Consider the following 11,399-nt stretch of genomic DNA (forward strand, 5'->3'; position numbering starts at 1 on the left):
GTACATCCACCGCGCGGCGCGGGGCATCGACGAGGAGTTCACCGTTCGCGAGGACGGGAAGATCGCCAACCGCGCGCGGGAGGTCTTCGCCAAGGCGGAGGAGCTGCTGCGCGAGTGCCTTGTCCACACAGGGCATGGGAGCGGCGGTTGCTCCCTCCCTCTGGGGGTTGGCGAAATCCCGGGTGTGAAGCGTTTTCGCGGAGATGAGAGGTGTGTAGGGTCGGCGGACATGGACGGATCCGCGACCTTTCCCGACGTGACGCTGGCCATCCTGGCAGGGGGGCAGGGGACCCGGTTGGGGGGCGTGGCCAAGGGGCTGCTGAGCGTGGAGGGGCTCACAACCTTGGAACGGCTGCGGGCGTTCGGGTCGCATTTCGAGGACGTGTTGCTGGTGGCGAATGTTCCGGAGCCGTACGAGCGCTTCGGGCTCCGCACGGTGGCGGACGCGGTGAAGGGCAAGGGAGCGCCGGGAGGGGTCCATGCGGCCCTGGGCGCGGCCCGCACGCGGTGGGTGTTCGCGGTGGCGTGCGACATGCCGTTCGTGACGGAGGCCGCGGCGCGGGTGGTGCTGGACGCGCGAGGCGAGGATGTGGACGCGGTGTGCATCGAGCGGGACGGACGGTGGGAGCCGTTGTTCGCGGCGTATCGTACGGAGCTGGTGTCACACTGGGGTGAAGCCTTGGTGGAGGATCCGTCTCTGCGGGGACTGCTGATGCGGTTCCGGACGCGGACCTTGCCGGTGGACGCATTGCGAACGGTGGATCCGGAGCTGCGTGCGCTGGCGAACGTGAACACGCCGGAGGATCTGGTTCGCTACGGCGTCACGTTGCCATGAACCGTGCGTAGGGCATGCCGGCCTGTGACTGACCGAGCACGGGCAACGGGAAGCTCAGGGGCTTTCCGTCCGATGCCTCTGTGTTCCCCTCCACCTGCGCGGCACCCAGCCCCTGTCGCTGTCCCTGGAACGTGGCCTGCGGATTCCTCGCGGAGGCCCTGCCCGCCTGGATGACGGCGTAACGCGCGGCCACTGCTCCCACCGTGGACAGCACGTCCGCGGTCACCTGCTTCCACCGTGCGCGTCCCGGCAGCACGTCCATCATCAGCCCCGCCAGCGAGCACGTCCGGGACAGCGTCCACAGCGCTCCCGACACACCCGTGCGCAGCGGCTTCCCCACCTCCACCACCTGCCGCGCCTCCAGCTCCACCGCCTCGCGCGTGAACACCTCCGCCACCTTGCCCGCCACACGGAAGCGGCGCAGCACGCGCTCCTCCGCGTCCGTGTGCGGGAACAGGGACAACAGGCTCCCCGCGCTCGCGGTCGCGGAGGCCATGAAGAACAGCGGCAGTGTGCGCCCCACCTGCTGCCACAGGGGCACCGCAGTGTTGCTCACCAGCACCGCCGTGTAGCCCGCGAGTGGCAACCCCAGCACCGCGCCCACGATGCCCGCGGTGCGTCCCATGACTCCAAGAGCTCCGGGCATCCGTCGCAGCACGAACGCCGCCGTGTTCACCGCGCCCGAACCCGCCAGCACCCACGAACCCACACTCATGGGTGACGTGGGCCGGAACACGCGCAGCATGTTCAGGAAGCGCGACGGCCGGCCCAGGTCGTGGATCAACAGCCCCGCGCTCACGATGTCCCCCGCCGTGGCCACCGCGTGACAGCGCCCCGCCAGTCGCTCCAGCCTCCGTCCCCCCAGATACTCCATCGACACGCCGAGCACGCTCGCCGCGCCTGCCACCCCGCCCACGTAGAAGTACGCCGGGACCGTCCAGATCCACAGCGGTTCCTTCAACACCGGCATGCCGTAGTAGCTCGGCGCTCCTTCACTGTCCGGCCCCGACCGTGACGGCACCGTCGGCAACACGTCCATCCCATGCCGCACAGACTCCGGGTCCTTCACCCGCTGCTGGGAACCCTCACCCTCCAGGATGCCCGCGCGTGTGTCGATGTTCCGTCCGTCCGCCTTGCGTTGCAGCCGGTCCAGCAGCGTGTCGTCGCTCATCCTCGCCCCTCCCGGCCGAACGCCACCGCGCCCAGCGCCACCGCCACCATTCCCACCGCACCCATCGCCACCGAGGCCCACGAGCGCAGAGCCTTCTTCGTCGGCACCACCGGGTCGGGCGGCAGGTTGTAGACCTCCGGCTTGTCCAACAGCAGGAAGAACGCGTTGAGCCCACCCGTGCCCGGCTGGTTCTCCGCGTCCTTCCCGTACAGGTACGCGTCCGTCACGCCACGGTCATGCAGGTCGCGAACCCGTGACTCCGCGCGCGCATGCAACTCGTCCAAATCACCGTACTGGATGGACGCCGTGGGACACGCCTTCGCGCACGCGGGCGTCTGGTCGTCACCGATGCGGTCGTAGCAGAGCGTGCACTTCCACGCGCGCCCGTCATCCTCGCGCCGGTCAATCACTCCGAACGGACACGCGGACACGCAGTAGCCGCAGCCGTTGCACACGTCCGGCTGCACGTAGACCGTGTCGAACTCCGTGCGCACGATGGCGCCCGTGGGACATGCCTCCAGGCACCCCGCGCGCTGGCAGTGCTTGCACACGTCCGACATCATCAGCCACGAGAAGTCCCCCGCGCCCGACGTCTGCCCCTGCAACGGCACCGGCCGCTCCACGAACGCCACGTGCCGCCACGTCGACGCGCCCAGGTGCGCCGTCTGGTCGTAGGACATCCCCGTGAAGTGGAAGCCGTCGTCCGGAAGCTGATTCCACTGCTTGCACGCGACCTCGCACGCCTTGCAGCCGATGCAGAGCGTCGTGTCCGTGAAGAACCCCTTGCGGCTCCCCATTCGCCTATCCCTTCCCCTCGGGTTCCTGCGTCTCCGAATGGTCCGTGTCCCCAGGCGGCGTCACGTCGCGCGGCACCTCCGGCAACAGCAGCGGAGGCGGCGCCGCTCCCGCCGCGGCCCTCTCCCCCGCGCGCATCCGTCCCGCCCGCAGGTCCGCCGTGAACACCTTCGACTCCTGGATATCCACGTTCTGATCCGCCACGAACGCCGTCAGCTCATTGGCCCCTTCACCGCGCACGCGCCCCGTGACACCCCAGTGGTACGGCAGGCCAATCTGGTGCACCTGCCGCCCCTTCACCTTCAGCGGGCGGATGCGCTCCGTGACGAGCGCCCGGCACTCCAAATCCCCTCGCGCCGTGGCGAGCGTGCACCAGTCCCCGTTGTTCAGCCCCTTCTCGCGCGCCAGCTCCGGGGAGATTTCGCAGAACATCTCCGGCTGCAGTTCGCTCAGCCAGGACAGCCAGCGCGACATGCCGCCCGCGGTGTGGTGCTCGGTGAGCCGGTAGGTCGTGACCAGGTACGGATAGCGCGGGTCGCCCCAGGCCCGGTGATAGGGGTTGTCCTTGCGCTTCCACTCCTCTCGCGTGGGGCTGCACTGCTGCGCGTAGAGCGGGTTGGACACCACCGACTCCATGGGCTCGTAGTGTGTGGGCAGCGGCCCGTCCATCATCCCGCTGGGCGCGAAGAGCCATCCCTTGCCGTCCGCCTGCAAGAGGAACGGATCATTGCCGGCGATGGTCGCCAGTCCCGTCGCGCCCTCGGGCGGCCGATACTCCGGCGGCCGGTCCACGATGAAGTCCGGCACGTCCTCTCCGGTCCACTTCTTCTCGCCCGCGTCCCACCACACGTAGCGCTTGCGCTCGCTCCAGGGCTTGCCGTTCGCGTCCGCCGACGCGCGGTTGTAGAGGATGCGCCGGTTGGACGGCCACGCCCAGCCCCACTCCGGCGCCACCCACGTCTGCTCCTGCCCGGGCTTGCGCCGCGCCGTCTGATTCACGCCATCCTTGAAGCAACCCGAGTAGATCCAACAGCCGCACGCCGTGGAGCCGTCGTCCTTCAGCGCCGTGAAGCCATCCACCAGCTCCCCGTCCGCCACCGTGTAGCCGTTGATCTCCTTCAGCACCGCCTCCGCGGAGGGCTCCGCGTGCGGCCCGTGCGTGGGGTAGTCCCACGTCAAATCCAGCAGCGGCGCGTCCTTCGGGTCCGTGGAGCCCGCGTAGCGCTCACGCAGCTTGCGCCCCAGGTGATAGGCGAAGTGCAGCTCGCTGCGCGTGTCCCCCGCCGGCTCCACGGCCTTGTGATGCCATTGCAGCAGCCGCTGCGTGTTGGTGAAGGTGCCGTCCTTCTCCGTGTGCGCGGCGGCCGGGAAGAAGAACACCTCCGTCTGGATGTCCTCCGGACGCACCTGCCCGGACTGGACCTCCGGCGCCGTGCGCCAGAACTCCGCGGTCTCGATGAGCGTGAAGTCGCGCACCACCAGCCAGTCCAGCTTGCGCAGCCCCTTGCGCTGGAGCGCCCCGTTCATGCTGCCCACGGCGGGGTTCTCCCCCATGACGAAGTAGCCCTGGAGCTTCCCGTCCGCCATGTCCGCCACGGTCTGCATGTGCGAGTGATTGCCCGTCAGCCGGGGCAGGTGCGCGAACAGGTAGTCGTTGTCCTTCGTGGCCTTGTCCCCGAACCACGCCTTGAGCAGCGACACCGCGTACTTGGGGAACTCCGTCCACCAGCCGCTGCCGGACTTGTTCTTGCGGATGTAGTGCTCCAGCGAGTCCGTTCCGCTCGCGCGCGGCATGGGCAGGTAGCCGGGCAGCAGGTTGTAGAGCGTGGGGATGTCCGTGGAGCCCTGGATGGACGCGTGCCCTCGCAGGGCGAGGATGCCTCCGCCGGGCCGGCCGATGTTGCCCAGCAAGAGCTGGAGGATGGCCGCCGTGCGGATGTACTGCACGCCCACCGTGTGCTGCGTCCAGCCCACCGCGTAGCAGAACGCGCTGGTGCGCTCCGGGTTGGAGTTGTCACACAGCGTCCGCGCGACCTGGAGGAACAGCGCCTCGTCCACGCCGCACACCTGGGACACCACCTTCGGCGTGTAGCGCGCGAAGTGGCGCTTCAAGAGCTGGAACACGCACCGGGGATGCTGGAGCGTCTCGTCCCGGTGCTCGTCGCGGAGGTCCACGCGGTGGTCATGCCCGCCCGCGCCCGCGCCGGGCTCGTCCGTCAGCTCCTTGTGGCCCGCCGCCGGCACCACGCCGTCCACGCCCTCGTACTGCCAGGTGTGGATGTCGTAGCGGTTGTCCTTCGGCTGGTAGCCGCTGAAGAGCCCCTCCAGGTCCTCCGTGTCCAGGAAGCCCTCGCGGATGAGCGTGGCCGCGTTGGTGTACTGCACCACGTAGTCGCGGAAGTACCGCTCGTGCTCCAGCACGTAGTGGATGAGCCCGCCCAGGAACGCGATGTCCGAGCCCACGCGGATGGGCGCGTACACGTCCGCCACCGCGCTGGTGCGCGTGTAGCGCGGGTCCACGTGGATGACCTTCGCGCCCCGGGCCTTCGCCTCCATCACCCACTGGAAGCCCACCGGATGGCACTCGGCCATGTTGGACCCCTGGATGAGGATGCAATCCGAGTGCTGCAGGTCCTGCTGGAACGTCGTGGCTCCGCCGCGGCCGAACGTGATGCCCAGACCGGGCACCGTGGACGCGTGTCATATTCGAGCCTGGTTCTCCACCTGCACGACGCCCAGCGCGCTGAAGAGCTTCTTGAGGAGGTAGTTCTCCTCGTTGTCCAGCGTCGCCCCGCCCAGGTGCGCCAACCCCAGCGTCCGGTTCAGCCGCTGGCCCTTCGCGTCCGTCACCTCGAACGTCGCGTCGCGCGTGCGCTTCACGCGCTCGGCCACCTTCTCCATCGCCTCTTCCAGCGGGATGGGCTCCCACTCCGTGCCGCCGGGGCGGCGGTAGAGGACCTGCTGCACGCGTTGCGTTCCCGTGACCAGTTGGAAGGTGGCGGCCCCCTTGGGACACAGCCGTCCGCGTGAGATGGGGGAGTGCGGGTCACCCTCGATGTCGAGGATGCGCCCGTCGCGCACGTGCACCTCCTGCCCGCAGCCCACCGCGCAGTACGGGCAGATGGACTTCACCACCCGGTCCGCGGACTTCGTGCGCGGCGCCAGCGAGCGGCTTCGCGCCGACATCGCCGTGTCGCCCAGGGCCCGGCTGTCTCCTCGGGCGAACTGCCGCAGCACGGGCCAACCCTTCATCAGGTCGCGGAACTTCAAGGCCGCCCCTCCTACGGATGCGCACGTGGAATCTGGTGCTCAAGATGGGGACGCGCGGCGGTGCGGACCAGTGCCGCCGGTCCCTGGCTCGCGTCCAGCAGTGAACGCGAGAGCAGGCGAGCAGGCACGGAAATGCGCGGCGCGCGAAATCAGACCGGGGGGGCTGAATCGTTACTACTCCACGGTGCCAACGCCTCTTCCTGCTCCACCCTCCCCTGGGGCCCCGCGGGCCTTCAGGCGGAGCAGGAAGACCCACAGCCACGTGATGGCCGGAGACGTGGCGGAGAGCGAGTGGAGAACCTGCATGACAGACAGTGCCCCTCTCATCCTGTTGATCGAGGACGAGGAAGACCTTCGGGACGCGGTCGCGACGCTGTTGGAGATGGAGGGCTATCGCGTCGCGCAGTGCATCCACGGCGAGGATGCCTGGAGCTGGCTTGCGTCCCATCCCCGTCCGGACCTGGTGCTGCTGGACCTGATGATGCCGGTGATGAACGGACAGGCCTTCCTCGCGAGGCTGTCCCAGGAGCGCATGCTGGAAGGCGTGCCCGTCATCGTGCTGTCCGGCAGCCCCTTTCATCCCCCGGGCGCGGTGGACTACCTGCGCAAACCGGTGGCGGTGGCGGACCTGATGGAAGTGGTGCGCCGCTTCCTGCCGTCATCCGGGGAAGGCCCGGAAGGACCTCCCACGTCGTGAAACATGTGTCGCATGGCGCGGCGCGTGCGCATCGAGGACTCGCGATGGAGCGAGACCTGTGGAATCCTCGCGCCCCGTCAGGTCCCCGCCTGGTCCATTCCCCCTCACTCAAAGGACGACAGATGCCGGATGGCACGCTGAACCTACCCGAGGACGTCGCCCGAGACCTGGAAGCCCGTCTGGCCGCGACGGAGCCGGAGGAGACGAGCCGGGGCCTGTTCTTCCTGGGCGTGTTGGACGCGGTGCGCTTTCTGGGCGGAGCGGACGCGGTGAAGCGCTGTCTGGATCAGGTGGGGGAGACTGCGGACTTCATCCCCATGCAGACCTATCCGTTCCCGCGCTTCCTGCGGCTGTCCTACGTGGCGGCGGAGCAGCTCTCGCCGCTCGTCGGCGGCCATGATGCGGCGCAGCGGCAGATTGGCACGCAGGCGATGCTGGACTTCCTCAACTCCATGTTCGCGCGCGACTTCGTGCAGCAGGCGGGTGGGGACCCGAAGCGGCTCCTGGAGTTGATGCACTCCGGCTACCGCACGGCGCTGAACTTCGGCGAGCGCTCCGTGGAGTGGACGGGCCCCACGTCGGGCCGGGTCATCATGAAGCGCTCGCTGATGCCGGTGCCCTACAACGAGGGCATCCTCCAGTCCGCGCTGGAGGTGACGGGCGTGCACGACGTGCAGGTGCGCGGGCATGCCCAGTCGCTGGTGGACGCGTACTACGACGTCTCCTGGTCGTGAGCCGCACGGGCCGCGCTCAGGCCAGGGCGCGGCGCACGAGGCGGTAGGTGCCTTCCGCCGTGGTGCCGTAGACGATGTGGGCGGCGAGCGCGCTCAGGTGCGACTTCGCCGGGACCTTCTGGGGCGGCGGAGCGAGGCGCAGGAGCGGCACCGCCAGCTCGTCACCGATGAGGAACAGGCCCAGGCCGAAGCCCACGCCGAACAGCTTCCCCGCCAGTGGTACTCGCTCATGCAGCGCACCGTGCACGGCGCCCCAGAGCGTGCCGTAGCTCCAGTGCACCACGTTGCCGGCCTTCTTCTTCCGCTCTCCCTCCAGCTTCACGCCAGCGCCTTCCGCCGCCTTGCGCGCGGCCACCTCCGTGGCGGGCTCCTGCTGGGAGTCGTCCTGCTCCTTGGACTCGCTCAGCCTGGCGATGAGCGCCTGCGCCTGGTTCATGGCGAAGGTGCCCAGCGCGCCGCCCGCGGCGCCCATGAGGATGTCCTGGAGGAGCGAGCGCTTCTCGGGGCGTGCGAAGGGACGGAGTCGGCTCCAGCGGATCATGGTCGGGCCCTTTCGGTGCGGTGGCTGCAAGCGTGCTCATAGGGTGGGGCGTCTTGTTGACGGGTGCACACTCGGGGATGGGGAGGCGGGGCGCGCCCTGTTCCCGGTCCGGCGAGCGGCCGTGCGAGCGGGCGTCGCGCGGAGGATTCCGGGGGCTTGCCTCGTGCGAAGCCCGGCCAGAAGGCCCACCTCAGGGCGAGGAGGGGCGAAAGCGCATGGCTCGTCACGAGAACTTGAGAGGACAGGTGGCCATCGTCACGGGCGCGTCGAGCGGCGTGGGCTGGCAATCCGCGCTGCGGCTGGCGGAGGCCGGCGTGCGGCTGTGCGTCACCGCTCGGCGCCAGTCGGCCCTGGAGCAACTGCGCGTGGAGGTGCTCCAGCGCGGCGGTGAGTGCCTGGTGAGTGACGGCGACGTCACGGTGGCCGAGGACGTGGAGCGCGTGGTGCGCGAATGCGTGGAGCACTACGGCCGCGTGGACCTCCTGGTGAACGCGGCGGCGGTGCAGTCCTACGGCTACTTCGACCAGCTGCCCTGGGAGCACATCACGCGCGTGTTCGACGTGTCGTGCTTCGGCTACTTCCGCTTCGCGCGCGCGGTGCTGCCGCACTTCCGCAAGCAGGGCCACGGCCACCTGCTCAACGTGCAGTCCATGCTGGCGTCGGGGTCCGCGCCGCTGTTGTCCGCGTACGCGGCCGCGAAGCACGCGACGCTGGGGTGGGCGCGGGCGCTGGAGCTGGAGTTGGCGGGCACGGGCATCCACGTCTCCAATGTGCTGGTGCCGTCCGTGTCCACGCCCATGTTCGACCACGCGCCCACGATGCTGGGGTGGAAGCCCGTGCCGGTGCCGCCCACGTACGACGTGGACCTGGTGGCCCGCGCGGTGGTGCGGCTGGCGAAGCGGCCGGGCCGCACGTCGGTGCCGGCGTTCCTCCAGGGGCGGTTGATGCTGTGGCTCAACGGCCTGGCGCCGTCGGTGGGCAAGGCCGTGCTGTCCCGCTTCGGCGTGCGGATGCAGACGACGGACATGCCGCTGGACAGGCCCGAGGGCAACCTCTTCACCCCCGTGGTGGAGGGCGTGGGGCCTCGTGGCAGCGTGCCGCCCACGCCCGCGTGGGTTCGCTTCACCGCGACGCTGGGCCTGGCCGCGCTCACGGGCGGCGTGGTGGGCGGCGCGGTGCTGGGCGCGCGCGGATTGATGCGCGCGGCCCGCTGAATCGGGGCGCCATCAGACGTCCCCCTCTCCGAGGGGGCCGCGATCAGGATTTTTTCTGTTCGCTGCGCTGATGGTGGGGTGTCAACGAAGTGTTGGGTGGGTCAGAAAACATCCTCGCGTTGCGGCGCCCTTTGGCTAGAAGGGGCCCCGCATGCGCTCCGGGAAGGGTCGGCCGGGGCGCCAACGAGGGGAGAAACATCGATGCGTGGAAGCAATAAGTGGACGGGCCTGGCGCTGGTGGCGGGCCTCGCGGTGTCGGCGCAGGCGGTGGCGGCGGAAGAGCCGAACCTGAACGCGAACCCGGGCAGCTCGTCGTCGTTCGGCCAGGCGGGCCAGATGGTCATCAGCCAGGACCTCAACGGCTTCCTGGGCTACAACACCGCGTCCGAAGTGTTCCTGATCCGGCTGGAGCCGTCCGCGGACTACTTCCTCCAGCAGAACCTGTCGGTGGGCGCGTCCGCGCTGGTGGCCTTCGGCTTCGGTGACAGCACCGTCGTGGGCCTGGGCGTGCTGGGCCGCGTGGGCTACCACCTGCCGCTGGGCGATCGCGTGTCGCTGTGGCCCAAGGCGGGCTTCGGCGTGCAGTTCGCCCACGTGCCGGGCGCCAGCGACGTGAACTTCGTCCTGGATTTCAACGCCCCCGTGCTGTTCCACCTCACGCCGCACTTCTTCATCGGCGCGGGTCCGCAGGTGCGCGCGGTCATCAGCCAGAGCGTGGGCAGCCTGGGCTCGGAGCAGGGCTACTTCGCGGGCAATGACGTGACGCTGGGCATCACCACCACGGTCGGCGGCTACTTCTAGCCTCGGGCCTTCCCCGGCACTCTGGGCTTCGTGCCCGGGTGTCGGGGAATGCAGGACCCGTGACGTAGGACGCGGTGCGTTGACGTCACGGGTTGGATGTGTTGGGTTGGAGGTTGCCATGTCCGTGCTTCCGTTCGCATCCAGGCTGCCCGCGTTCGCCCCCCTGCATCCGCTGGGGAGGGGCCCGTTGGGCGAGTGGGTGTCCCTGGTGTGGCCGCTGGAGCAGGACGCGGTGGATGCGCGTCCGCTGGTGGTGAAGACGTTCCTCCTGGCGTCGGGGTTGGCGCCGGAGACGCGGCGCCCGCTGGAGGATGCGCTGACGCGTGCGGTGCCGCTGAGGCATCCGGGCATCGCGAGGCTCCACGGCTTCCAGGTGGACGTGCGCGACACGCTGACGGTGGTGTCGGACTACGTCCCGGGCTGTTCGCTGGCCACGGCGCGCCGGCGGGTGCTGGGGCGGTGCGGGCGGCCGTCGGAAGCGTTCGTGTGTCACGTGGGCGCGGAGGTGGCGGGAGCGCTGCATGCCGCGCATGACGCGCGCGTGGTGCACGGGGATGTGCATGCGCACCGCATCCGCGTGGGGCCTCGGGGCGAGGTGACGCTGACGGACTTCGGGTTGCGGCCCGCGCGTCCGCTGCTGCGCCGGTTCATGTCGCCGTCCCGGCCGGACGTGGTGGAGTTGCCCGTGCGCGAGGACGCGGTGGGCTCGTCGGTGGAGACGCGAGAGGATTTGCGCGCGCTGGGGCGGGTGTTGTTGGCGCTGGTCTCTGGGAACACGGTGGTTCCGGAGGACGCGGCCGGGGTGGACGCGGCGCTGGGTGGGGTGTCGCCCGCGCTGCGGGACGTGCTGCGTGGGGTGCTGCTGGATGCGCGCGGGGCGGACTCCGCCGCGGGGCTCCAGGCGGCGCTGCGCGACTGCATGGGGCACGGTGTGGAGTGCCAGGGGCGGGACGCGATGGTGCGCGAGCTGGCGGCGCTGCCGGGCTCGGGGCCGCTGTCTCCGGTGGACGTGTACGTGGGCGCGGCGTCGGTGATGACGGCCTCCGTGTCCGTGCGCGGGCGCACGCTGCCTTCCTGATGCGCGGGGCCTTGGGCTTCGCGTCGAGGCGCTGAGCGAAGGGGTGCGCGCAGGCGCTCGGGCTGCTCGCGCGTGGCTCCGTCGCGTATGCGCGGTGCTCACGCTGGCGTGATGTGCCGTGGCTTGCCGTGCACTGCTCGCGCGTGGCTCCTTCGTGGACGCCAATGCGTGCTGACCTCGCGCATCGGAGCCCGCCCGCGAGCACGTGGAACGTGCGCTCGCGTGCTGCACGGGTGGGCTGCATTCCTGTGGACTGGCGGACG

10 protein-coding genes are annotated in these 11,399 nt (G+C 69.9%); 6 read left to right on the forward strand and 4 right to left on the reverse strand.

The features are described from left to right. The coding region (locus D7V77_RS14650; protein WP_368666191.1) for a molybdenum cofactor guanylyltransferase at window positions 1-835 on the forward strand (835 nt) is incomplete at its 5' end. Here D7V77_RS14650 and nrfD read toward each other — a convergent pair. Genes nrfD through fdh form a run of 3 tightly spaced genes read right to left on the reverse strand, consistent with a single transcriptional unit; the run spans window position 822 to window position 6,053 of the window. Further along, window positions 822-2,006 (reverse strand): NrfD/PsrC family molybdoenzyme membrane anchor subunit, encoded by a 1,185-nt coding sequence (gene nrfD / locus D7V77_RS14655; protein ID WP_120576904.1) that lies wholly within the window; start codon window positions 2,004-2,006, stop codon window positions 822-824. The two genes, D7V77_RS14650 and nrfD, sit on opposite strands and share 14 nt — an antisense overlap. After that, complete coding sequence (locus D7V77_RS14660) at window positions 2,003-2,803, reverse strand: 4Fe-4S dicluster domain-containing protein (protein ID WP_172808523.1); 801 nt, start codon at window positions 2,801-2,803, stop codon at window positions 2,003-2,005. Before D7V77_RS14660 ends, nrfD begins: the two co-directional genes overlap by 4 nt. Window positions 2,804-2,807: 4 nt before the next feature. Beyond that, window positions 2,808-6,053, reverse strand: a complete 3,246-nt coding sequence (gene fdh, locus D7V77_RS14665) for a formate dehydrogenase (RefSeq protein WP_199733786.1) — start codon at window positions 6,051-6,053, stop codon at window positions 2,808-2,810. Window positions 6,054-6,375: 322 nt separating this feature from the next. On the opposite strand from fdh, the gene D7V77_RS14675 reads away from it, so the two are divergent. Beyond that, window positions 6,376-6,768 (forward strand): response regulator, encoded by a 393-nt coding sequence (locus D7V77_RS14675; RefSeq protein WP_158624404.1) that lies wholly within the window; start codon window positions 6,376-6,378, stop codon window positions 6,766-6,768. Between the two features lie 122 nt (window positions 6,769-6,890). After that, window positions 6,891-7,502: a DUF2378 family protein gene (locus D7V77_RS14680; RefSeq protein WP_120576907.1), complete on the forward strand. Its 612-nt coding sequence runs from the start codon at window positions 6,891-6,893 to the stop codon at window positions 7,500-7,502. 16 nt (window positions 7,503-7,518) lie between these two features. Here the strand turns inward: D7V77_RS14680 and D7V77_RS14685 are convergent, their stop codons facing one another. Further along, window positions 7,519-8,043: a DUF1440 domain-containing protein gene (locus tag D7V77_RS14685; RefSeq protein ID WP_120576908.1), complete on the reverse strand. Its 525-nt coding sequence runs from the start codon at window positions 8,041-8,043 to the stop codon at window positions 7,519-7,521. Window positions 8,044-8,258: 215 nt separating this feature from the next. On the opposite strand from D7V77_RS14685, the gene D7V77_RS14690 reads away from it, so the two are divergent. The 3 genes from D7V77_RS14690 to D7V77_RS14700 all read left to right on the forward strand — a co-directional run bounded on the left by D7V77_RS14690 (window position 8,259) and on the right by D7V77_RS14700 (window position 11,136). Continuing rightward, window positions 8,259-9,257 carry an SDR family NAD(P)-dependent oxidoreductase gene (locus D7V77_RS14690; protein ID WP_120576909.1) on the forward strand — a complete coding sequence of 333 codons (999 nt, stop codon included), beginning with the start codon at window positions 8,259-8,261 and terminating at the stop codon, window positions 9,255-9,257. Window positions 9,258-9,458: 201 nt separating this feature from the next. Then, a complete protein-coding gene (locus D7V77_RS14695) occupies window positions 9,459-10,058 on the forward strand; it encodes an outer membrane beta-barrel protein (RefSeq protein ID WP_120576910.1) in 600 nt (199 codons plus the stop codon). A 118-nt stretch (window positions 10,059-10,176) separates the two neighbouring features. Next, entirely contained in the window at window positions 10,177-11,136 is a 960-nt protein-coding gene (locus D7V77_RS14700) for a protein kinase (RefSeq protein ID WP_120576911.1), read from the forward strand. The last annotated feature ends 263 nt before the right edge of the window (window positions 11,137-11,399 follow it).

Origin of the sequence: Corallococcus sp. CA041A (assembly GCF_003612075.1) — a bacterium.
Lineage (GTDB): Bacteria > Myxococcota > Myxococcia > Myxococcales > Myxococcaceae > Corallococcus > Corallococcus exiguus.